Source organism: Micromonospora sp. NPDC047521 (genome assembly GCF_055587305.1).
The window spans coordinates 616,511-639,420 of record NZ_JBVJGN010000003.1; the positions used below are offsets into that span (position 1 = coordinate 616,511).

At 73.1% G+C, this 22,910-nt stretch carries 19 protein-coding genes; 11 read left to right on the forward strand and 8 right to left on the reverse strand.

What is annotated here, in order from left to right; genetic code table 11:
- The first annotated feature begins 136 nt into the window (after positions 1–136).
- Positions 137–1,315 (forward strand): dephospho-CoA kinase, encoded by a 1,179-nt coding sequence (gene coaE / locus ACZ6N8_RS10555; RefSeq protein ID WP_466009184.1) that lies wholly within the window; start codon positions 137–139, stop codon positions 1,313–1,315.
- Positions 1,316–1,338: 23 nt separating this feature from the next.
- Here coaE and ACZ6N8_RS10560 read toward each other — a convergent pair whose 3' ends face one another.
- Positions 1,339–2,817, reverse strand: coding sequence for a hypothetical protein (locus ACZ6N8_RS10560; protein ID WP_466009083.1), 1,479 nt, complete (start codon positions 2,815–2,817; stop codon positions 1,339–1,341).
- Between the two features lie 299 nt (positions 2,818–3,116).
- On the opposite strand from ACZ6N8_RS10560, the gene uvrB reads away from it, so the two are divergent.
- The 4 genes from uvrB (at position 3,117) to ACZ6N8_RS10580 (ending at position 7,610) form a co-directional block, all read left to right on the forward strand.
- Positions 3,117–5,225, forward strand: a complete 2,109-nt coding sequence (gene uvrB, locus ACZ6N8_RS10565; protein WP_466009084.1) for an excinuclease ABC subunit UvrB — start codon at positions 3,117–3,119, stop codon at positions 5,223–5,225.
- A gap of 70 nt (positions 5,226–5,295) precedes the next feature.
- Entirely contained in the window at positions 5,296–6,132 is an 837-nt protein-coding gene (locus tag ACZ6N8_RS10570; protein WP_466009086.1) for an AraC family transcriptional regulator, read from the forward strand.
- A 65-nt stretch (positions 6,133–6,197) separates the two neighbouring features.
- The gene (locus ACZ6N8_RS10575) at positions 6,198–6,566 is read left to right on the forward strand and encodes a VOC family protein (RefSeq protein ID WP_466009088.1); all 369 of its coding nucleotides are present in this window, start codon (positions 6,198–6,200) and stop codon (positions 6,564–6,566) included.
- 186 nt (positions 6,567–6,752) lie between these two features.
- Complete coding sequence (locus ACZ6N8_RS10580) at positions 6,753–7,610, forward strand: helix-turn-helix domain-containing protein (RefSeq protein ID WP_364362696.1); 858 nt, start codon at positions 6,753–6,755, stop codon at positions 7,608–7,610.
- Positions 7,611–7,722: 112 nt separating this feature from the next.
- On the opposite strand, the gene ACZ6N8_RS10585 is transcribed toward ACZ6N8_RS10580, so the two are convergent.
- Positions 7,723–8,016, reverse strand: coding sequence for an antibiotic biosynthesis monooxygenase family protein (locus tag ACZ6N8_RS10585; RefSeq protein WP_364362697.1), 294 nt, complete (start codon positions 8,014–8,016; stop codon positions 7,723–7,725).
- A gap of 386 nt (positions 8,017–8,402) precedes the next feature.
- On the opposite strand from ACZ6N8_RS10585, the gene ACZ6N8_RS10590 reads away from it, so the two are divergent.
- Positions 8,403–9,401, forward strand: a complete 999-nt coding sequence (locus tag ACZ6N8_RS10590) for a TerC family protein (protein ID WP_466009090.1) — start codon at positions 8,403–8,405, stop codon at positions 9,399–9,401.
- Positions 9,402–9,438: 37 nt separating this feature from the next.
- Here ACZ6N8_RS10590 and ACZ6N8_RS10595 read toward each other — a convergent pair whose 3' ends face one another.
- Positions 9,439–10,353, reverse strand: coding sequence for a C40 family peptidase (locus ACZ6N8_RS10595; protein ID WP_466009092.1), 915 nt, complete (start codon positions 10,351–10,353; stop codon positions 9,439–9,441).
- A gap of 59 nt (positions 10,354–10,412) precedes the next feature.
- Entirely contained in the window at positions 10,413–11,510 is a 1,098-nt protein-coding gene (locus ACZ6N8_RS10600) for a mandelate racemase/muconate lactonizing enzyme family protein (protein WP_364362700.1), read from the reverse strand.
- Between the two features lie 43 nt (positions 11,511–11,553).
- On the opposite strand from ACZ6N8_RS10600, the gene ACZ6N8_RS10605 reads away from it, so the two are divergent.
- The gene (locus ACZ6N8_RS10605; protein ID WP_466009094.1) at positions 11,554–12,351 is read left to right on the forward strand and encodes a tyrosine-protein phosphatase; all 798 of its coding nucleotides are present in this window, start codon (positions 11,554–11,556) and stop codon (positions 12,349–12,351) included.
- Here ACZ6N8_RS10605 and ACZ6N8_RS10610 read toward each other — a convergent pair.
- From ACZ6N8_RS10610 to typA, 3 genes are all read right to left on the reverse strand, one after another.
- Positions 12,320–13,021, reverse strand: coding sequence for a lysoplasmalogenase (locus ACZ6N8_RS10610; protein ID WP_466009097.1), 702 nt, complete (start codon positions 13,019–13,021; stop codon positions 12,320–12,322). The two genes, ACZ6N8_RS10605 and ACZ6N8_RS10610, sit on opposite strands and share 32 nt — an antisense overlap.
- 52 nt (positions 13,022–13,073) lie before the next feature.
- Entirely contained in the window at positions 13,074–13,922 is an 849-nt protein-coding gene (locus tag ACZ6N8_RS10615; protein ID WP_466009098.1) for a serine hydrolase, read from the reverse strand.
- Between the two features lie 113 nt (positions 13,923–14,035).
- Positions 14,036–15,904, reverse strand: a complete 1,869-nt coding sequence (gene typA, locus ACZ6N8_RS10620) for a translational GTPase TypA (RefSeq protein WP_203176814.1) — start codon at positions 15,902–15,904, stop codon at positions 14,036–14,038.
- Between the two features lie 133 nt (positions 15,905–16,037).
- On the opposite strand from typA, the gene ACZ6N8_RS10625 reads away from it, so the two are divergent.
- On the forward strand, positions 16,038–17,456 hold the full coding sequence (locus tag ACZ6N8_RS10625; protein ID WP_466009101.1) for a DedA family protein: 1,419 nt from the start codon (positions 16,038–16,040) through the stop codon (positions 17,454–17,456).
- 34 nt (positions 17,457–17,490) lie between these two features.
- Entirely contained in the window at positions 17,491–18,369 is an 879-nt protein-coding gene (locus tag ACZ6N8_RS10630) for a transglycosylase SLT domain-containing protein (protein ID WP_466009103.1), read from the forward strand.
- A gap of 60 nt (positions 18,370–18,429) precedes the next feature.
- On the opposite strand, the gene ACZ6N8_RS10635 is transcribed toward ACZ6N8_RS10630, so the two are convergent.
- The gene (locus tag ACZ6N8_RS10635) at positions 18,430–20,556 is read right to left on the reverse strand and encodes an MMPL family transporter (RefSeq protein WP_466009104.1); all 2,127 of its coding nucleotides are present in this window, start codon (positions 20,554–20,556) and stop codon (positions 18,430–18,432) included.
- Between the two features lie 123 nt (positions 20,557–20,679).
- Here ACZ6N8_RS10635 and ACZ6N8_RS10640 point away from each other — a divergent pair, with 123 nt between their 5' ends.
- Positions 20,680–21,195 (forward strand): MarR family winged helix-turn-helix transcriptional regulator, encoded by a 516-nt coding sequence (locus tag ACZ6N8_RS10640; RefSeq protein WP_466009186.1) that lies wholly within the window; start codon positions 20,680–20,682, stop codon positions 21,193–21,195.
- 2 nt (positions 21,196–21,197) lie between these two features.
- Positions 21,198–22,871, forward strand: coding sequence for a CocE/NonD family hydrolase (locus ACZ6N8_RS10645; RefSeq protein WP_466009106.1), 1,674 nt, complete (start codon positions 21,198–21,200; stop codon positions 22,869–22,871).
- Positions 22,872–22,910: the final 39 nt, after the last annotated feature.

Here is a 22,910-nt window from a genome sequence, read left to right on the forward strand (position 1 = left end):
GCGATCTTCGGATCGCCGGGGGCGGGGCCTTCGCCGTTTGGACCCGGCCGTGCTGCGCACACCGGACCGGGCGCGACGCGCGGCCGGCGCGGTGCCGGGTTTGGCGGCGGGCACGGTGATCCGGTTGACTGGTCAGGTGCTGAGGGTGGGGTTGACCGGTGGAATCGGATCGGGCAAGAGCGCGGTGGCCGCGCGGCTCGTCGAGCGGGGCGCGGTGCTCATCGACGCCGACCAGATCGCCCGCGAGGTCGTCGCACCGGGCAGCCCGGGCCTGGCCGAGATCGTGGCCGCCTTCTCCGACCGGGTGCTGGACGCCGACGGCGCGTTGGACCGGGCCGCGCTGGGCGCCGTGGTGTTCGCCGACGAGGCGGCCCGCCGTCGGCTGGAGGCCATCACCCATCCTCGGGTGCGGGCCCGTACCGCCGAGCTGACGGCCGCGGCACCACCCGACGCGGTAGTCGTCAACGACGTGCCGCTGCTCGTGGAGGTCGGACTCGCGCCCACGTACCACCTGGTGGTCGTGGTGCAGGCGGCCGTGTCGACGCGACTGGACCGGCTGGTGCGCACCCGGGGGATGGACCGGGCGGACGCCGAGCGGCGGATCGCCGCACAGGCCGACGACGACCGCCGCCGCGCGGCGGCGGACGTGGTGCTGACGAACGAAGCGTCCCTGACGGCGCTGCACACCGCCGTCGACGAGCTGTGGGAGCGGCGTCTGCTGCCCTACGAGCGCAACCTGCGGTCGCGCCGGGTGGTGCCGCCGGCCCGGGTCGACGGGGCGGTGGCCGACCCGACGTGGCCCGAGCAGTTCGCCCGGCTGGCCGCGCGGATCCGGCACGCGCTCGCGCCGGCCGAACTCCGGATCGACCACGTCGGTCCGACGGCGGTGCCCGGCGTCGCCGCGGAGGACGTCATCGACGTGCAGGTGGCGCTGACCGACCTCGCCGACGCCGACGGGGTGTTCACCGACCGGTTGGCGAACGCCGGGTTTCCCCGGGTGCCGGGCCAGTGGTGGGACGACCCGCGGCCGGCCGGCGGCCGTTGGGAGAAGCGGCTGCACGGCAGCGCCGACCCCTGCCGCCTGGTGCGCCTGCACGTGCGCCAGGTCGACTCGCCGGGCTGGCGGCACGCGTTGCTGATGCGCGACCACCTGCGGGCCGACCCTGACCGGCGGTCCGCGTACCTGCTGCTCAAGCGGGAGCTGGTCGACGCCGCGCCGGACGCCGGCGGGTCCGGTACGGCGCGCGACCCGTGGTTCGACGAGGAGTACCTGCGCGCCGAGCAGTGGGCCGTGCAGACCGGTTGGCGGCCCTGAGGGTCGCGACGGCGCGGCGCGGGTCAGCGCGGCCGGGCGGCCGGGCGGTTCGTGGCCGGTGGCCGGGGCGCCGGGGCCAGCCGGGGCATGACGCCGGGGCTGAGGTCCAGTTGTGCCCACATGCCGGCGCTGGTGTGCAGTTCCAGCCGGCGCAGTGAGCCGTCGCGGTCGATCCAGTAGCGCAGCCGGCCGGGGCCGGTGCCCAGCTCGATGACGTCCACGGTCCGCCCGTCGGCGACGTCCTCGCGTACCCGTTGGGCCGGACCGCGCCGCACGTCCGTGCCGGCGGCGAGCGCGGCCCCGGCCAGGACGCTCAGGTCGTCCGTGCCGGTGCGGTCGAAGCGCCAGGCGCCGGCGGGCGGTGGCATGGGTGGCCGGCCGGGCGTCTCGGCGGTGCCGCCGCCACCGGCCGTGGCGGGCACGTCCGCGCGGGCCTGCGTCGCGGCGTCCCGCCAGAGCAGGGTCCGCCGGTCGGGTACGCCGAGGTCGGCGACCGCCAGGTAGGCGGTGCGCGTGGTCCAGCTCAACCAGCCGGCGCCCCGCAGGTTGGTGTCGGTGCCCACCGGCGCGGTAAGGGTCGCCGTGGCGCCACCGCCCTGGGCCCGCAGCCGGGCGGGTAGCCGGTCCAGTCGGCGCCGCTCGGCGTCGGTGAGCGCGCGGGGCAGCCCGGGCCGGCCGCCGAGCGCGTCCACCGGGCGCAGCGTCGGGCGGTCCGCGCGGTTGAGGGTCACCGTGACCGGGCCGACTCCGGGCAGCCGGGTCACCAGCTTGTGCAGCCGGGCGTCCCCGTCGAGCCAGTAGCGGGGCTGCCCGTCGTCGGGCGCGGCCGGGCTGGCCGGTGTCGCGGCGGGCAGTGTCGCGGCGGGCAGTGGGGCGGCGAGGACGTCCACCGGACCGCCGGCGACGGTGTCCCGGGCAACCCAGCGGCCCACCGTCGGCGACGGGTCGGGCCGGTCGGCGCAGAGGCCGAGTAGTAGGTCGAGCACCGGCGCCAGGCCCGTGCCGGGCGTCAGGCGGTGCTGCCGCCAGCGGTCGGCGGGAGGCACCAGGGGCGGCGCGGCGGGGGTGGGCACCGCCGCCGGGTCCGGCCGGATCACCAGTGCCGGGCCGACGCGCTGCAACAGGCCCCGCTCGGCGCCCGCGCCCGGCCCGCCCACGTCCAGGTAGAGCAGGGACCGCGACCAGTCCACCCAGCCGACCAGTTCGGTGCGCGCGGCGCCGGTGCCGGCCGTGACACGGACCCCGGCGCGCAGGTCCCGCAGGTTGGTGACCCGCATCGCGGCCAGTCGCTCGCCCTCGGCGAGGGTGAGCGGCCGGGCCGGCTCGGGTGGGTCGGGAGCCCAGCTCAGCAGACCGATCACCAGCGCCGTCGCGGACATCGCCGCGGTCAGGCCGAGCAGCAGCAGCACCGTGCGCCGCCGGCGGGCGGGTGGCGTCGGGCCGTCGGACCGGGGCGCGTCCCCGGAGTCGGTGTCGGTTGCCGGGTGCGCAGAGGTGTCCACGGATGTGAAACGGGTGGAGCGCGACGGGGTGACGAGCAGGGGCGCTCGCGGCGGCCGGTCTGCGCCTCGAGCGCGACCACACAGGTGCGCACGCCGGACGTGCCGGGTGCTGCGACCCGCAGTGCCGGGGGCGACCGGCCGAGATGACGGCCCGGCCACCGGCCCGGTCGGCCGCCGCGAGCGGCCTACGTCGAGAGCCTAGCGCCGGTGACATGTGCCACACAATGGGAATATTGAAGCTGATCACGTACCCGGCGTGACGGCCGATCCTGTCGGACCTCCGGCGTACCGTTGAGGTCATGGCGCTCGACATTCCCCGGCTGGACAGCCGCTTCCAGGTCGTCAGTGAGTTCCAGCCGGCCGGTGACCAACCGGCCGCCATCGACGATCTTGAGCGACGTGTGCGGCGTGGCGACCGTAACACGGTGCTGCTCGGCGCGACAGGCACCGGCAAGAGCGCCACGACGGCGTGGCTGATCGAGCGGTTGCAGCGCCCGACCCTGGTGCTCGCCCCCAACAAGACGCTCTGCGCGCAGCTGGCCAAGGAGTTCAGCGAGCTGCTGCCGCACAACGCTGTCGAATACTTCGTCTCGTACTACGACTACTACCAGCCCGAGGCGTACATTCCGCAGACCGACACCTACATCGAGAAGGACTCCTCGATCAACGAGGAGGTCGAGCGGCTGCGGCACTCGGCGACGATGTCGCTGCTCACCCGCCGCGACGTGATCGTGGTGGCGACCGTCTCGGCGATCTACGGTCTGGGCACCCCGGAGGAGTACCTGGACCGGGCGGTCCGGGTCGGGGTCGGCCAGGAGCTCGACCGCGACCAGTTGCTGCGCCGGTTGGTCGACATCCAGTACACCCGCAACGACATGGCCTTCCAGCGGGGCACGTTCCGGGTCCGGGGCGACACCCTGGAGATCATTCCGGCGTACGAGGAGCTGGCGGTCCGCATCGAGTTGTTCGGCGACGAGGTGGAGAAGCTCTACTACCTCAACCCGCTCACCGGTGACGTGGTCCGCGAGGTCGACCAGCTGGTGATCTTCCCGGCGACGCACTACGCGGCGGGCCCGGAGCGGATGGAGCGGGCGATCCGCGACATCGAGGCGGAGCTGGCCGAGCGGCTGGCCGAGCTGGAACGGCAGGGCAAGCTGCTGGAGGCGCAGCGACTGCGGATGCGCACCACCTACGACATCGAGATGATGCGGCAGGTCGGCTTCTGCTCCGGCATCGAGAACTACTCGATGCACATGGACGGGCGGCTGCCCGGCAGCCCGCCGCACTGCCTGCTCGACTACTTCCCCGACGACTTCCTCACCGTGGTCGACGAGTCGCACGTGACGATTCCGCAGATCGGCAGCATGTACGAGGGTGACGCCTCCCGGAAGCGGATGCTCATCGACCACGGCTTCCGGCTGCCCAGCGCCGCCGACAACCGGCCGCTGCGCTTCGACGAGTTCCTGGAGCGGGTGGGCCAGATGGTCTACCTCTCCGCGACCCCCGGCCCGTGGGAGCTGGAGCAGTCCCAGGGGGAGTTCGTCGAGCAGGTCATCCGACCCACCGGCCTGATCGACCCGGAGGTCGTCATCAAGCCGACCAAGGGGCAGATCGACGACCTCATGCACGAGATCAAGCTGCGCACCGAGAAGGACGAGCGGGTCCTGGTCACCACGCTGACCAAGAAGATGGCCGAGGACCTGTCGGACTACCTGCTCGAGAACGGCATCCGGGTGCGCTACCTGCACTCGGAGGTGGACACGCTGCGCCGGGTGGAGCTGCTGCGCGAGCTGCGCAAGGGCGAGTACGACGTGCTGGTCGGCATCAACCTGCTCCGCGAGGGTCTGGACCTGCCCGAGGTGTCGCTGGTGGCGATCCTCGACGCCGACAAGGAGGGCTTCCTGCGCAGCGGCCGTTCGCTGATCCAGACCATCGGGCGGGCCGCTCGTAACGTGTCCGGGCAGGTGCACATGTACGCCGACAAGATCACCCCGTCGATGGCGGCGGCGATCGACGAGACCGACAGGCGTCGGGCCAAGCAGATCGCGCACAACGAGGCGAACGGCATCAGCCCGGAGCCGCTGCGCAAGAAGATCCACGACATCCTGGACGACATCTACCGCGAGGCGGAGGACACCGAGAACTCCCGGGTCGGCGGCGCGGTGCGCCAGCTCTCCCGGGGTAAGGCGCCCGTCAAGGAGACGCGCAGCCGGAGTCGGGCCGGCGCCTCCACTCCCTCGCGGGAGGGGATGGCCCGTGCCGACCTCGCCCAGCTCATCCAGGAGCTCAACGACCAGATGTTGGCCGCCGCCCGCGAGTTGCAGTTCGAGCTGGCGGCGCGGATCCGCGACGAGGTGGCCGACCTGAAGAAGGAGCTGCGCGGGATGGACGCCGCAGGCGTGAAGTGACGACGGTCCCCGGCGACGCGCGGGTGGGCGCGGCCGGTCGGGGCGGGGGAGGGCGGTCGGGTTGACAGCGGTGACGCCTGCCGACGAGATGGTCGTCGGCCTGCCCGAGGTCCGGTTGCGGCCGTTCGTCGACAGGTACATCGGCTACCGGGAACGCGCGGATGTGCCGCTGGTCCGCCGCGAGACCGCGGGCGTGTTCGTGGTGCTGATCCTGGGTTGGGGCGCCCCGCTGGACGTGACCGACCCGCGCAGTGCGGAGCGCGGCGTCCGGCGGGTGGACTCGTTCGTGGCCGGCACGTTCGACGGCTGGTGCACGACCCGCACGGTGGGGGTGGGGGAGGGCGTTGAGCTGCTGTTGTCGCCGCTGACCGCCCGCCGCCTTCTCGGCCTGCCGCTGGGTGAGCTGACCAACCGGGCGGTGGGTGTCGGGCAACTCCCGGGCGGTTGGCTCGATCGGCTGCGGTGCCGGCTGGCCGACGCGCCGGACTGGCCGCGCCGTTTCGCGCTCCTCGACGCGGCGCTCGCCGCCCGGCTGGCGGCGTCCCCACCTGTCGACGCCCGGCTCGACTGGGCCTGGCGGTGGCTCGTGGCACGGGGTGGGCAGGGCGGCGTGGGCGCGCTCGCCACCGAGCTGGGATGGAGCCGGCGGCACCTGGCGGCCCGGTTCCGGCAGGAGGTCGGCCTGCCGCCCAAGACGGCGGCCCGGCTGCTGCGCTTCCAGCAGGCCCGCGCGGCACTGGGCAGCGCCGAGGCGGCGAGCGGAACGGCGTCGGCCGGGCGGGCCGTCGACTGGGCCGAGGTGGCGGCCCGTTGCGGGTACTACGACCAGTCCCACCTCATCCGGGACTTCCACCAGTTCGCCGGGGCCACTCCGGCGGCACTTCTCGCCGCCCGCCCGGCGGGCTGACCGCCGGCCCGCCGCAGGTCACATTCGTCCAATCGGGAGCGGGGCGCGGGCGGGAGACTTGTCGCATGCGAACCGTCTATCCGATCCTCCGCTATCCCGATCCCCGCTCCGCGATCGACTGGCTCTGCGCCGCCTTCGGCTTTCAGGTGCATGCCGTGCACGAGGCGCCGGACGGCTCTGTCGCGCACGCCGAGCTCGTCCTCGACACCGGCATGGTCATGCTGGGTCCCCGGGCCGAGGCTGCGCCCCGACCGGGCGACACCGACTGGTCGGTCTACGTGGCGGTGCCGGACGTCGACGCTCACTGCGCCCGGGCCCGCGCCGCCGGGGCGGAGATCACGCGTGAGCCCTTCGACACCGACTACGGCTCCCGCGACTACGCCGCCCGAGACCTGGCCGGCGTCGTGTGGGCGTTCGGCACGTACCGGCCCTGACCTCCGGTGGGACGCCGACCGGCCGACACGGGGCGCGGCCGGTCGGCCACCCGCACCGGAGCCGAAACCGCAGGTCGGGCTCGGTCCGGGCCAGGTGACCTTGCGAACCTCGCCGGTTGCGGTCTGCGAGCAAGGTATTGCACTGGGTGATCGTCCTGCGTACTCTCCCTCGGTGGGGAGGCCGGGATGCCGCTGCCAACAAGTCCTGTCATTCGACGAGTACGTCTGGGCGCAGAACTGCGCCAGTTGCGCCGACGTGAGGCGCTGACCCTGGAACAGGTCTGTGACCGGCTGGGGTGGGCCTCGACGTCGAAGCTGTCCCGCATCGAGCTGGGGCAGAGCCGACCGGACCTCGCCGACGTGCTGGACCTGCTGGACGTCTACCAGGTGCCGTCGCCGGCCCGCGAGGCGCTGATCGTGATCGCCCGGGACGCGGCCACCAGCCGGGGCTGGTGGAGGACGTTCGGTGAGATGAGCGAGCGGCAACGCACGTACGCCGAACTGGAGGCCGGTGCGGCGCACATCGTCGAGTACCAGCCGGCGATCGTGCCGGGGCTGCTCCAGACACCGGCGTACGCCCGGTTGCGGGTCGCCGCCGGCGCCCTGCTCGCGCCCGACGTGAACGTCGAGGTGGAGGTGCGCGCCCGGGCGCTGCGCCAGGAGGTGCTGCGTCGGGCCGACCCGCCGCGCTACACGGCGGTGCTCGCCGAGGCGGCCTGCGACCCGGGCGACCTGCCCGTCGAGGTGTGGCGCGAACAGTTGCGGCACCTGGTCGCCGTGACCGGGCTGGCGCACGTGACGGTGCGGCTGCTGCCGCGTGGGGCGGCCGGTGGCGGCCTGCACCCGCTCACGCCGTACTCCTGCTATGCCTTTCCCGACCCGGCGGACCCGCGGACGGTGATGTTGGAGGCGTTGACCACCGACGTGCGGCTGGCCACGGTGCTGGACGTCGACCGCTACGAGCGGATGACCGAGGCCCTGCTGGCGGCCGCGCTGTCACCGGAGGAGTCGGTCACCGCGCTGGCCCGGCGCGTCGGCGAGTGAGGGCGGGCACGGTGGCGCCCGCGCGGCCACCGGGCCCGGCGCCCCCGAGCCCGTCGGGACCGGCGACCGGCGCGTGCGCGGGCACGCTATCCGGGGGGTACGACAGCTTCGCTCAGGCCGGTACGTCGAGGAAGTGCTCGACCACTGGCGGCCCGGCGAAGTGCGGGCCGATCAGGGCGCGCCACTGCTCGAACCGCTCGGTGGCCCGGAAGTTCTCCTCGTGCGCCTCGACCGAGTCCCATTCGACGAGCAGCACGAACCGGGTCGGGGACTCGATGCCCCGGGTCATCCGCACCGACCGGCAGCCGGTGGCACCGGCCAGGATCGGGTGACCCTCGGCGTACGCGGCGGCGAACGCGTCCTCGTGTCCGGGCAGTACGTCGATCAACGCGACCTCAAGCACCATGTCGCACAGCCTCCCACGGCCCGGGGGAGCGGCGGCCTCGTGGGGTCGGCGTCCACGTCGGACCTGCACTAGCCTCCTAGGACACGTGTGCGGTGTGACGCGCGCGATATGGGTGGGCGGAGCCACCGGCTGCCCGGGGTGTGATCACGGCGCGTGGTGGGCAACAATGGTCATCGAGGAGGGGAGTATTCCCCCGCGTCGGAGTCGTCAGCACGGTCGATCGCCGCAAGCCCCGGGCGTCCCGACCCGGCTCCGTCGGTCGTCGCCCGGTGGGGCGGCGGCGGAAGAGACCTCCGACAGTCACCAGAGTGAGCGTCACCGGTACACCGGCCTCCCCACGGGCGTACGGTGTGCCCGACGTCGCGTGTCTGCCGGAGGATGGAACGTTGGACGTGTCCGGATTGGTGTGGGCGGGGACCCTCGTCGCACTGACTGCGGTTCTGCTCGTCGACCTGTTGATCATCGGTCGGCGTCCGCACGAGCCGAGCGTGCGGGAGTCGAGCCTCTGGGTCGCGTTCTACGTCGGCCTGGCCCTGCTCTTCGGCGCCGGCCTCTGGTTGACCTCAGGGGCCAGCGCGGCGGGGCAGTTCTACACGGGTTGGCTCACCGAGTACAGCCTCTCGGTGGACAACCTCTTCGTCTTCGTGATCATCATGGCCCGCTTCGGGGTGCCCCGGCAGTACCAGCAGAAGGTGCTGCTCATCGGCATCGTGCTGGCACTGGTGATGCGCGGCGGGTTCATCGCGGCGGGCGCCGCGCTGATCTCGCAGTTCTCCTGGGTCTTCTACATCTTCGGCGCGTTCCTGATCTACACGGCGGTCAACCTCGCCCGCCAGGGTGAGCCGGACGAGGACGAGTTCTCCGAGAACCTGCTGATCCGCTGGAGCCGCCGGGCGCTGCCGATCTCCAAGGGCTACGACGACGCGAAGCTGATGACCCACGAGAACGGCAAGCGGCTGTTCACCCCGATGCTCATCGTGATGATCGCGATCGGCACCACCGACCTGATCTTCGCTCTGGACTCGATCCCGGCGATCTTCGGCATCACACAGGAGCCGTACCTGGTCTTCACCGCCAACGTGTTCGCGCTGATGGGCCTGCGGCAGCTCTACTTCCTGCTCGGCGGCCTGCTCGACCGGCTGATCTACCTGAGCTACGGCCTGGCCGTGGTGCTCGGTTTCATCGGGGTCAAGCTCGTGCTGGAGGCGCTCGCCGACAACAACCTGCCGTTCATCAACGGCGGGGAGCACGTGGGCTGGGCGCCGCACATCCCGATCTGGCTCTCGCTGCTGGTCATCATCGGCACGCTGGGCATCGCCACCGCCGCCAGTCTGATCAAGTCCTCCCGGGACCGGCGCCGCGAGCTGACCGACGCCCGACGCTGACGTCGCGCCGGCCGGGCGTCCGGACGCCCGGCCGGTGTCAGACCCGGTGCGCGCCGACCAGGGTGGCGGTGCGCTCGGCCGGCAGGGCCTCCTCGACGACCCGCCGCCGCCGGTAGCAGGCGTGCAACATCCGTCGCTGCTCCCCGCCGGGCGGCGCGGTGACGATCCCGATGTGGTGGATGCCGCGGCCGGGCCGCGCGAAGAAGTAGAGGTCGCCGGGGCGTTCCGCGCCCAGCGGCAGGGGAGTGGTGGCCACCGCCTGGTCGTCGGCGTCGCGGGGCAGCAGGACCCCGAAGCGCCGCCACGCCAGGTGCACCAGCCCGGAACAGTCGATGCCGTACGAGGACAGCCCACCCCACACGTACGCCACGTCCAGCAGGCGCTGCGCCACGGCGAGCACCTGCTCCGCGTTCGGCGGCTCGGTCGACGGCGGGGCGAGGTCGCCCTCGGACAGCCAGAGCGGCGTGGGCTGGCCGGGGACGTGCACCGGCTGCCAGCCGTCGCGGGCCGGGCCGGCCGGCACGAGGCGGGTCCCGACGACCACACCTGGCACCACGACAGGCCCGTTCGGCGTGGCGCGCAGCCCGGTGACCGTCGCGTCCACCACGAGCGCGTCCCCGGCGACGGCCGGGTCGACGGGGGTGAGCTGGTCGGCGGGGAGCCAGCCCGGGTAGCCGCGGGGGTCCAGTTTGGCGGCCGGCTGCTCGACGGCGACCACCCGCGCCCAACCGTCCGGGCGCAGCTCGCTGACCAGGACCCGCTCGCCGAGCAGAAGTTGGCTCAGCACGCAGTCGCCTACCTGCTGGTCGGTGTCCAGACCGGAGATCCAGGCCGAGATGTCGGCGCCGGCGCTCAGCGCCGGGCCGTCGACCGGGCGGACCGCCTCGGGGGAGGTCCACAGGGTGGCCACCGCGACCCGGACGAGGGCCTCGCGGCCCGTTTGCAGCTCCACGTCAACCCCCAGCTCGAATCGGCTGTCCCGGGGAACTCTATGAAAGAAACCAACGGCCATCAACCTCGGTCTTGCACCTTAGCTTCAGCCAGGCCGGAAATGCCCAGGCCAGGGGCCTCCGGCAACACCACAGTCGCCCCGTCGTAGCGGATCCCACCCTGCACCGGCGACCAGGCCAGCCACCAGCCGGCGTCCAGGTCCGCCACGGCCGTGGTGCCGTACGCCGCGACCAGGCTCGCCGCCGCGCCGATGCCCACCTGACTCTCCATCATCGACCCGACCACAGTGCCCAGGCCGTGCGCGGCGGCCAGCTCCAGCAGCGTGCGCGCCGGCTGCAGCCCGCCGCACTTGGCAAGCTTGACGTTCACCATGTCGGCGGCCCGGCGACGGATCACCTCCACCAGGTCACGCACCCCGAAGACCGCCTCGTCGGCGAGGATCGGCACGGACACCCGGTCGCTGACCCACGCCAGACCGTCCAGGTCCCAGCGCGCCACCGGCTGCTCGACCAGTTCCACGTCGAGGCCGGCGTCCTCGATACCCCGGATCACCCGTACCGCCTCGCGGGGCGTCCACCCCTGGTTGGCGTCCAGCCGGATCCGGACCCCGGCGCCTACCGCCGCGCGGACCGCCCGCACCCGGTCCAGGTCACCTGCCGCGTCGGTGCCCACCTTCATCTTGAGCACGCCGAAACCGTCGGCCTGCCGCTGCCGCGCGGCCGCCGCCAGGTCGACCGCGTCGCCGGCCGCGAGGGTCACGTCCGTCGGGACCCGCAGCGCCGTGCCACCCAGCAGACGCACCAGTGGTACGCCCAGCCGCCGTGCGGCCAGGTCGTGCAGCGCCACGTCCACAGCCGCCTTCGCGGCCTCGTTACCGACCACCGCCCGCTGCACCTGCGCGCAGCGGGCCACCAGGTCGTCCGGGTCACGGCCGATCAACAGCGGCCCGAGCAGCTCGCGCACGCACGCCTGGGAACCGGCGACCGACGCCCCGGTGACCTGCCAGACCTGCGGCGCCTCGCCGAAACCTGACCGGCCGTCCGCGTCGACGAGTTCGACGACCAGGGTGTCGACAGTCGTGGTGCGGCGAAGTGCGGTGACGAACGGGGTGTGTAAGGGGGCGGAAACCCGGTGGGTGCGTACCGCCGAGATCGTCATGTGGGGCACCCTATACGCAGACTCGCGGCGGAGGGGGAGACCGATGACCGGGCGGGACTGGGAGCTGGTGGGCGCGCCGAACGCCCGTGACCTTGGTGGCCTGCCGGGCGCCGACGGCCGGCGGGTACGCGCCGGACGGCTGATCCGCACCCCCGCGCTGGGCCGCCTCACCGACGAGGACCTGCCGGTGCTCGCGAAACTCGGACCGGCCTGTGTGCTGGACCTGCGGGACTCCTCGGAGGTCGCGGTCGCCCCGGCCGACCGGCTGGCCGGCGAACCGCGGCTGGTGCACCTGCCGGTGCACGACCCGGAACACCCCGTCTTCACGTACGTCTCGGCGGTGCTGCTCGGCCACGACCTCGACGCGTACGCGGAGCTGGCCCGGCAGGGCACGGCCGGGGCGATGGCCCAGATCTACAGGTGGTTCGTCACGGGTGAGTCGGCTCGGGTCGGCTTCGCCGAGGCGGTGCGGCTGGCCACCCGGCCGGAGAACCTGCCGCTGGTCTACCACTGCTCCGCGGGCAAGGACCGCACCGGCTGGCTCACCGTCATCCTGCTGACCGCGCTCGGCGTCGACGAGGCGACCATCCGTGCCGAGTACCTGCGCAACAACGCGCTGACCGAGAGCCTGCGCGCGGTGATCATCGAGGCGATGCGGCGGCGGCAGCCGGAACTGGACGCGGAGGCCGTGCTGCCGGTGCTGGAGGTTCGCGACGCGTACCTCGACGCCGGCTACGACGAGGTACGCCTGGTGCACGGCTCGTTCGACGGCTACCTGCGCGACGGGCTCGGGCTGACCGACGACGTCCTCACGGCGCTGCGGGCGCAACTGCTGGAGTGACAGGCGCGCCGGGCGTTGTCTGCGCGTGGGCCGCCCGGCCCGCGACGATCAGCGCCTGACCTGCCGCGTACGTCGCCATGACCAGCACCGGCGCGCCCGGCGGCTGTGCCACGTCGGCCACCCCGGCGGCGATCAGCAGATCGGAGCCGAGGAACAGCGCGGCGCCGAGCCCCACCCGCCAGCCCTGCGTGACGGCGGTGGTGGCCATCGCGGCCAACGCGAGCGCGTAGCCGGCCACCGGTACGGCCAGACCCTCGTCGGTCAGTCCCGCCCACATCCAGGCGAGCGCGAGGACGGTCAGGACCGCGTACCCCAGGGGGACCGCGACAAGCGGCGGGCGGCGCAGCGCGGTCGCGGCGCCGCCCCTGGTGAACGCCGCGAGGTAGCACAGATGGGTGCCGAGGAAAGAGGCCATGCCGGCGATGAACCAGCCGGTGCCGTCGCCCAGCAGGGCCACGTCGCCGCCTGTGGCGAACGCCAACCCGGCGAGCACCAGCCGGTCCGCCCGGGCGCCGCGCTCGACTGTGGACCGCCACAGGTACGCGGCCAGCAGCGGCATGAGCAGCGGCTTGCTGAGCACCTCGGCCAGGCGGTTGTCGGTGGCGTTGGCCAGCAGGTTCACCGCCGTGACGGCGAGGAAGACGATCAGGATGGTGCGGCTGCGCGGCATCGACGGCTCCGGGGTTGGGGTGCGAGCAGCCTAGCCGCAGCGGCGGTCCCGGTCAGAGCTGGTGACGGGCGGCCCACACCTGCGCCGAGACGTGCGCGAGCAGCAGGCAGGCGTCGTCCTCGACGTCGTCGCCGCCGGCCAGGTCGGTGGTGGTGCAGACGGCGATCAGGTACGGCGGGGCGTCGTCCGGCAGTACCACTCCCGCGCCGTGCCGGACCCCGCGCACCCACCCGTTCTTGTGCGCGATGCGGGTGCCCTCGGGCAGGCCGGCCGCCAGGTCCTCGCGGTGCTCCTGGGCGAACAGGACGTCCAGCATGGCCGCGCATCCCGCCGGGGACGCGAGGTGGCCGGGGGCGGTGGCCCCGGTGGCCAGCGCGCCGAACAGGGCGGCCAGGTCCGCGGCGGTCACCTCGTTGGTGATGCCTGCCTCGCGGGCGGCGAAGTCCTCGATGCCCCGCCCGGTGACGCTGGTACGGGCGCCGACCGCCGCCCACACCTGCGCCACCGCCGGCAGCCCGACGTGCCCGATGACCAGGTTGGTGGCCAGGTTGCTGGACCGCACGATCATCCGGTCGGAGAGCCACCGCAGTGGGGCGGCGCCGCCGACCCGGTCCCAGACCGCGTCGTCGTTGTCGTAGTGCCTGGCGCAGGAGAACCGGGGCGCGCCGGGCTGGGCCGAGTCGAACTCGTTGACCACGGGGACCTGCGCGTCCAGGTCCAGGACGCCGGACTCGGCGGCGCGGTGCAGCGCGGCGAGCACCGCCACCTTCATGGTGCTGGCGGCGTAGTGGGCGGCGTCGGCGTGCCGGGTCCAGGTCGGCGGTGCGTCGAGCCGGCCCACGTACGCCGACACGGTGCCGGGCACCCGGTCCAGGTGGGCGTCGAGATCATCCCAGGTCATGCCGGTGACCGTAGCCGATCACCTGCCGGGCGGGCCCGCGTACCCGCGCCGGGAAGCAAACGGGCGCGCCGGCCGCGAGCGGCCGACGCGCCCGGAAGCCGGGTGCCGGTGGGTCAGCCGGCGTGCTTGCGGCGGGCGGCGGCCCGGCCGCGCAGCTGCTGGTCCAGCACCACCTTGCGGATGCGCACAGCGGTCGGGGTGACCTCGACGCACTCGTCCTCGCGGCAGAACTCCAGCGCCTGCTCCAGCGACAGCTTGCGCGGCGGGATCAGCTTCTCGGTCTCGTCGGAGGTCGACGCCCGCATGTTGGTGAGCTTCTTCTCCTTGGTGATGTTGACGTCCATGTCGTCGGAGCGGGAGTTCTCCCCGACGATCATGCCCTCGTACACCTCGGTGGTCGGCTCGACGAAGAGCTGACCGCGCTCCTGGAGGTTGATCATCGCGAAGGCGGTGACCGCGCCCGCCCGGTCGGCGACGAGCGAGCCGTTGTTGCGGGTCCGCAGCTCGCCGAACCACGGCTCGTACGACTCGAAGACGTGGTGCAGGATGCCGGTGCCACGGGTGTCGGTGAGGAACTCGGTGCGGAAGCCGATCAGGCCACGCGCCGGAACCAGCCACTCCATCCGGATCCAGCCGGTGCCGTGGTTGACCAGCTGCTCCATCCGGCCCTTGCGGGTCGCGAGGAGCTGGGTGATCGCGCCCAGGTACTCCTCCGGCGCGTCGATGGTCAGCCGCTCCACCGGCTCGCAGGTCTTGCCGTCGATCACCCGGGTGACCACCTGCGGCTTGCCGACGGTCAGCTCGTAGCTCTCCCGGCGCATCTGCTCGACCAGGATGGCAAGGGCCAGCTCACCGCGGCCCTGCACCTCCCAGGCGTCCGGCCGCTCGGTGGGCAGCACCCGCAGCGACACGTTGCCGATCAGCTCCTTGTCGAGCCGGTCCTTGACCATCCGGGCGGTGACCTTGGAGCCCTTGACCCGGCCGACAAGCGGCGAGGTGTTGGTGCCGATGGTCATCGAGATGGCCGGCTCGTCCACGGTGATCAGCGGCAGCGCCACCGGGTTCTCCGCGTCGGCGAGGGTCTCACCGATCATGATGTCCGAGATGCCGGCCACGGCGATGATGTCGCCCGGCCCGGCGGTCTCGGCCGGCTTGCGCTCCAGACCCTCGGTCATCAGCATCTCGGAGATGCGGACCCGCTGGGTGCTGCCGTCGGTGCGGCACCAGGCCACCGTCTGGCCCTTGCTGATGGTGCCCTGGCGGACCCGGCACAGCGCCAGCCGGCCGAGGAACGGCGAGGCGTCGAGGTTGGTGACGTGCGCCTGCAACGGCGCGCCGTCCTCGTACGCGGGGGCCGGGATGGTGTCCAGCAGGGTGCGGAACAGCGGCTCCAGGGAGGTGCTGTCGTCGGGCACCGAACCGTCGGCGGGCTGGGTCAGCGAGGCGATGCCGTCACGGGCGCAGGCGTAGACGATCGGGAAGTCGATCTGCTCCTCGTCGGCGTCCAGGTCGAGGAAGAGCTCGTAGGTGTCGTCCACGACCTCCTTGATCCGGGCGTCCGGACGGTCCACCTTGTTGATCACCAGGATGATCGGCATCCGGGCCCGCAGGGCCTTGCGCAGCACGAAGCGGGTCTGCGGCAGTGGGCCCTCACTGGCGTCCACCAGCAGCACCACACCGTCGACCATGGTCAGGCCGCGCTCCACCTCGCCACCGAAGTCGGCGTGGCCAGGGGTGTCGATGATGTTGATGGTGACCGGGTCCGACCCGTCGGCGGGCAGGTAGCGCACGCCGGTGTTCTTGGCCAGGATGGTGATGCCCTTCTCCCGTTCCAGGTCACCGGAGTCCATCACCCGCTCGGTCGTCTCGCCTCGTGCGCCGTACGCGCCGGCCTGCCGCAACATGGCGTCGACCAGGGTGGTCTTGCCGTGGTCGACGTGAGCGATGATGGCGACGTTGCGGAGGTCGGTGCGAAGCTGCATACCCTCTATCCTTCCGCCTGCGCTCGCGCAGGCTGCGTCGGGGTCACCCCCAGGTGCCCCTGATCTCTGGTGAAACCGCTGTGCCGGTCGTTCCCCCGGCTGGCATGCTGGCTCCCGTGTCCCGGGGGCCTGAGTGCACGACCTGCTGACCGCGGTGCAGGGTCTGCCCACTCTGTGGATCTACCTGGTCGCCGCGCTGATCGTGGCGGGCGAGACCGCGGTGATCTTCGGCCTGCTGGTGCCGGGTGAGGCTACCCTGCTGCTCGTCGGCTTCCTCACCTACAACGGTACCTTGCGGCTCGGCCCGGCGTTGGTCGCGATGATCGTCGCGGCTGTCCTCGGTGACGGGCTGGCGTTCCGCGCCGGGCGGCGGTACGGCCCGAAGCTGCGCGCCGGGCTGGGGCACCGGGTCGGGCCGGAGCGGTGGGGTCGGGCCGAGGCCATGCTCGCCCGCCTCGGCGGACGGGGCGTGTTCGCCGCCCGCTGGGTGGCCTTCGCCCGCACCCTGGTGCCCCGGCTGGCCGGCGCGGCAGGCATGCCGTACCGGCGGTTCGCGCCGTGGAACATCGCCGGCGTGGTGACCTGGGTGAGCGGCTCCGTGCTGCTCGGCCACCTCGCCGGTGAGTCGTACGACACGGTCTCCGGCTTCCTGGGCCGTGCCACGGGTGCGGCGCTGGTGCTGCTGGCCGGTCTGCTGGGCGTGGTGCTCGCCGGCCGGTGGCTGGGCCGTAACCCCGACCCGGTGCGCGCGCTGCTCTCCCGCGCCGGCGCGCTGCCCCCGGTGCGCTGGCTCAGCGCCCGGTACGGGCTGCTGTTCTTCCTGGTGGCCATGCGGGTCGGGCCGGCCTGGACGCTGCTGCTCAACCTCGCGGCGGGGCTGTTGCTGCTCTTCGCCGCCGTGTTCGCCATCGCCGGTCTGCTCGCCGTGGTGGTACGCAACAGCGGCCTCGCCACGCTGGACGGGGCGATCGGGGGCTGGTTCGCCGCCCGGCGGACCCCGGACGCCGCCGAGGCCACAGCGGTAGTGGTGTCGCTGGTGCGCGGGTGGGTGCTGATCGTGCTGGTGGCGCTGGTGGCGGCGGTGGTGGCGTGGCGGAACCGGCCGTGGCGGGCCGACCTGCTCAGCGTGGTCGGCACGGTGGGCGCGTTCGTGCCGCTGCTGGTGCTGGCAGTGGTGGCGGAACTGACCGGGTCGCCCGCGGCGGGGCCGGGCGGACGCGAGTCGGTCCCGTTCCCCACCCAGAACGCGGTGGTCGCGGCGAGCTTCTGCACCCTGGCCTGGCTGGTGTCGCGCAGCGCCCGCTGGCCGGCGGCGGTGGCCGCCTGGACGGCCGCCGCCGCGGGCGTGGTGGGCGTCGGCGGCGCGCGGCTCTACCTCGGGTTGGACACGGCGAGCGGGACCGCGGCGGCGGTGCTGCTCGGGGTGCTGTGGACCGTGGTGTTCGTCGTCGCCTGGGCCACGAGGGACCGGGCGATCAGGGATCGGGAGCAGCCCGTGGAGCCGGTCCGGACGCCGCCGCAGGGGCCTCGGCGGCCTGTCGAACCTTGCTAGGGTGCGGCGACAGTCTCACGGGGGAGGCACGGCGATGGTTCGATGGACAGGTCGGTTGAGCGCCGCGGGGCTCGCCGGGCTCCTACTGGCGGGCACGCTCGCCGGCTGCGCGGACAAGGGCGACAGCCCGGCGGACCTGGGCGCGCCGGTACCGGTCGCCGACGCCCCGACCGACGTCCCCCTGGACGAGGTGACCGAGGAGCCGACGCCGTCGGCGAGCGCCGTGGCGTCGATGGGCGTCGCGCCCAGCCGCACCGCGTCCCCCAAGCCGACCAGGAAGCCGACCCGGACGACCGGGTCGGCGCCGAAGCCGCGCGCCGTGGCCAAGCCGCCCAGCGAGACAAAGGTCCCGCCGCCGCCGCCGAAGCCGGCTCCGGCCTCCTGCAAGCCGAGCTACAAGGGCACCCAGGCGAGCCGGTCGGCGGTGAAGGCGGCACTTACCGACGCCGCCGCGCGCACCTACTGGCCGACCTCGGCACCGGACATCAAGATCCCACTCGAACTGGTCAAGGCCACCGCCTGGCAGGAGAGCGGCTGGCAGTCCAACATCTACGCCTGTGACGGCGGTGTCGGCCTGATGCAGGTGATGTCGGGCACCGCCACCTGGATGAACCAGCGGTTCGAGCAGAGCTACGACATCGACGACTACCGGGACAACGCGTACCTGGGGGCCAACTACCTGGCCTGGCTGACCAAGTACATCGGCGACATGTACTTCGAGTCCGACTTCCGCCTCGACGCCGCCCTGTGCACCTCGGAGCTGGACTCCTGCCTGCTCAACGCCGTCATCGCCGCGTACAACTACGGGCACGCGGCGGTGGCGCGGGAGGGTGAGCCGTTGACCATCCCCAACCCGTCGTACGTGCGCAACGTGCGGGCGTTGATGACCGAGTGCGTCTGCCTGACGTACTGACCGACGGCGGCGGGGCCGTGGCAGTCGCGCCACGGCCCCGCCGTCGGGTTGGTACGCCTGTCAGTCCCGGGCGGCGACCGCCTCGGGTGCCTCCTGGGTGTCCGCGTCGTGGTCCCGCTTGATCCGGCCGGGCCACCAGAAGCGGTCGCCGAGCAGGAACGCCAGCGCCGGCACCAGGACCGTGCGGACCAGCAGGGTGTCGAGCAGGACGCCGATGCAGACGATGATCCCGATCTGGGTCAGCGTGATCAGCGGCAGCACACCGAGGACGGCGAAGACCGCGGCGAGCAGCACGCCGGCGCTGGTGATCACGCCGCCGGTGACCCGCAGGGCGGAGAGCATCCCGTCCCGGGTGCCGGCCGTGCGGGCGTCCTCCCGGGCCCTGGTGACCAGGAAGATGTTGTAGTCCACCCCGAGCGCCACCAGGAACACGAACGCGAGCAGCAGCACCCCGCTGTCCAGTGCCGGGAAGCCCAGCACGTGGTCGAAGAGCAGCCACGCGGCGCCGAGGCTGGCGAAGAACGACGCGATGACGGTGAGCACCAGCAGCAGCGGCGCGAGCAGGCCACGCAGCAGGAGCACGAGCACCGCGCCGACCAGCAGCAGGATGATCGGGATGATCAGCCGCAGGTCCCGGTCGTTTGCCTCGTCGGAGTCGTACGTGGCGGCCACGGTGCCGCCGACGATCGCCCCGGTGGGCGCGTCGGCGCCGTCGACCGCGGGAGGCGCGGAGTCGGGAACGGCGGCGACGGCGTCGCGCAGCGCCTCGATCGCCCGGTCCGAGGCGGCCGTGCCGGGTTCGGCCTCCAGCACCACGTCGACCTGGGCGACGGCCTCTCCGGCGTCGCCGGGACGGGCCGAGGAGACGCCGGGTACGCCGGTGGCGGCGTCGGTGACCGCCCGCACCGCGGCCGGGGTGGTGAGCACCGCCACCGGCTGGGTCGTGCCGGCGGGGAACGCCCGGGCCAGGGTCTGCGCCCCGGTGACCGCCTCCGGCTGGGCCCGGAACTGCTCGGTCTCGGACAGGCCGGTGCGGATACCGAGCCCACCAAGCGCGAGGCCGGCGAGCAGCAGGGTGGCCAGCACGGCGACCGGCAGGGGACGGCGTTCCACGGCGGCGCCGAGCCGACCCCAGAGCCGACCCTCGCGGGCCGGGCCGCCGACCTTGGGCACGAACGGCCAGAACAGGCCACGGCCGAAGAGCACGAGCACGGCGGGGAGCACGAAAAGCGCCGAGAGCATGGCGAAGACCACACCTGTGGCGCAGGCCACGGCCAGTGCCCGGTTCGTCTCCTGCTCGCTGAGCAGGAGGGTCAGCACGCCGAGCACCACGGTGCCGCCGCTGGCCAGGATCGGTTCGGCCGTGCGGCGCAACGCGGCGCGCATCGCCGCGAACCGGTTCTCGTCGCGGCGCAGCTCCTCGCGGTAGCGGGCGATGAGCAGCAGGGCGTAGTCGGTGGCGGCGCCGAAGACCAGCACGCTGGCGATGCCGGTGACCTGACCGGACTGGAGGGTGATCCCGAACGCCGGCACGATCGTGTCGACCGCGCGCAGGGTGATCTGCTCGGTCGCCGCGACCACGACCAGCGGCACGATCCACAGGAACGGGCTGCGGTAGGTGATCAGCAACAGCAGCGCCACCACGGCGGCGGTCACCGCGAGCAGTGTGATGTCGGCGCCCTCGAACACCGAGGCGAGGTCGGCGGTGAAGGCGGGAGCGCCGGTCACCTCGACCGCGAGCCCCTCGGGCAGCGCCTCAAGCGCGGCGCGGACCTCGTCGACCTTCCCGGTGACCTCATCCTGGCCGCCGGCGGTGCTCAGCGGTACGGCGACCAGCGCCACCGTGCCGTCCGGGGAGAGCTGCGGGGGACTGACCCGCCCGCCCACCGCGAGGTTGCCCAACTCACCGGAGCGGGCGGCGACGGCACCCCGGTCGGCCTCGCTCAGCGCGCCGCCGTCGTCGCGGCTGACCACCACGATGGCGGGTTGCACCTCGCTCGACGGAAGCTGGTCCTGCAGGCGTTCCACCTGCGTCGACTGCCACTGCACGGACAGCCCGCTGGCGGAGACAGGCGCCGGATTGTCCGGCCGGGGTAGCCCGAAGACGGCCGCGCCGACGACGATCGCGGCGGCCACGGTGAGCCACGCGGCCAACCGGCCGCGGGCGACTCTGGTGAAGACGGACATCAGGTAGACCCCATGTGTTTCGAGCGCCGAGTATCTTGGTTATCGAGATTATCTCCGGCTGCTCTATGCTGCAACCGGAGGTCGGACGACGGGGAGAAGCGGCACGAGGTGGCAACTCACGGCATGTACCGGCGGCGTGACACGCGCCGTGCACAACTGGTCGGGGAGATCACCAACAACCTTCGGCGGTACGCGGTGGACGCCCAGCAGGTCGGCCACGCGTTCGCCAACCTGCACGGGCTCAACCCGACCGACCTGCAGGCGTTGATCGCCGTGATGGACGCCGAAATGCTCGGCGACCCGATCACCCCCGGGCGCCTCGGTGAACAGCTCAACCTCTCCTCCGGCTCGGTCACCGCCCTGATCGACAGACTCGAACGGGCCGGGCACATCCGCCGGGACCGGGACACCGCCGACAGGCGCAAGGTGCTGCTGCACTACGCCGACCAGGGCGCCGCGCTGGCCATGGAGTTCTTCCGGCCGCTGGGCGCCCGTACCGACACGGTCATGGACCGGTTCAGCGAGGACGAGCTGGAGGTGGTGCAGCGGTTCATGACGGCGATGAGCGAGTCGATCCGTACCCACCGCGACTCGGTGCGCGCCGCCCGACCCGAGCCGCCCCGCCGTCCGACGAGCTGACCGTGCCGGGTCCGCTCGTCGCCCGCCTGGCCGGTGCCGCACTGCGGCTGCCGGTGACCCGCACCGGGCCGGTACGGGTCACCCGGAACATCCCGGTGCGCGTCCGCGACGGGGTGGTGCTGCGCACCGACCACTACGCCCCTACCGTTTCCGACGCCCCGACGGTGCTGATCCGCACCCCCTACGGGCGGGGTGGCCCGCTACGTCTGCTCGGGCGGCTGCTCGCCGCACGCGGCCGGCACGCCGTCATCCAGTCCTGCCGGGGCACCGGCGGATCCGGCGGCACCTTCGCCCCGCTGGTGCACGAACGCGACGACGGGTTGGACACCCTCGACTGGCTGCGCCGCCAACCCTGGTGGGCCGGTGCGCTGGGCATGTTCGGGATCAGCTACCAGGGTTTCGCGCAGTGGGCGCTGGCCGCCGACGCCGGCGACGACCTGCGGGCGATGGTCGCGGTGGTCACCGCCTCGGCCACCCGCGACTCGACGTACGCGGGGGAGTCCTTCGCCCTGGACACGGTGCTGACCTGGGCGGAGCTGCTGCACGCGCAGACCGTGCCGTGGCTGGCCCGGCAGTGGGAGCTCAAACGGGGGCAGCCCCGGCTGGCCGCCGCGCTGGAGCACCTGCCGCTGGCCGACGCCGACCGGGTGGCCACCGGCGTGACCATCCCCTTCTTCCAGGAGTGGCTGCGCCACCACACTCCGGACGCCCCGTACTGGCGGACGCGGGTCTTCGCCGACCGGGTCGCCCGCGTACGGGCACCGGTGCTGATGGTCACCGGCTGGCACGACATCTTCCTGCCCGCCCAGCTCGACGACCACGCCACGCTGCGCGCCGCCGGTGCCCCGGGGCGCCTCGTGATCGGGCCGTGGACGCACGGCAGTCCCGGACTGTTCGCCGCCGCCCTGCGGGAGGGGTTGGCCTGGCTCGACACGCAACTGACCTCTGGGGGTCGCCGTCCGGGCGGGTCGACGGCGCCGGTCCGGCTGTACGTGGGGGGCCGCGGCGGCGGCTGGCGTGACCTGCCGGACTGGCCGCCACCCGCGACGGACACCGCCTGGCACCTGCACCCGGACGGCGAGCTGGCGACACGTGCGCCAGTGCCGTCGACGCCTGACGAGTTCCGCTACGACCCGGCCGATCCCACCCCGTCACAGGGCGGGCCGCTGCTCGTCGCGAAACGCGCCGGCGCTGTTGACAACAGGCGCGTCGAGGCCCGAACCGACGTGCTGACGTACACCAGCGCCCCGCTGACCCGGCCGCTGGAGGTCGTCGGGCCGGTACGCGCCGACATCCACGTCCGGGGCGAGCTGCCGTACCTGGATGTCTTCGTGCGACTGTGCGACGTGGACCGCCGGGGCAGGTCCCGGAACATCTGCGACGGGTTGGTCCGGGTCGCGCCCGACCGGTTTCCGGCAGACCCGTCCGGCGCGGTGCGCGTGCCGGTGCCGCTCTGGCCGACCGCGCACCGGTTCGCCGCCGGGCACCGGCTGCGGTTGCAGGTCAGCGGAGGCGCCCATCCGCGCTGGGCGCGCAACCCGGGCACCGGCGAATCCCTCGGTACGGCGGTGACGCTGCGTGCCGGCTGGCGGCAGGTCTTCCACGACCCCGAGCGCCCCTCCGCGCTGATCCTTCCAGTCGTCCACTCTGGCTCCCCGCAACCGTCACGCGTCTGAGCTGGGCATTCGTCCATATAGCGGGCTATGGTTGGGTCA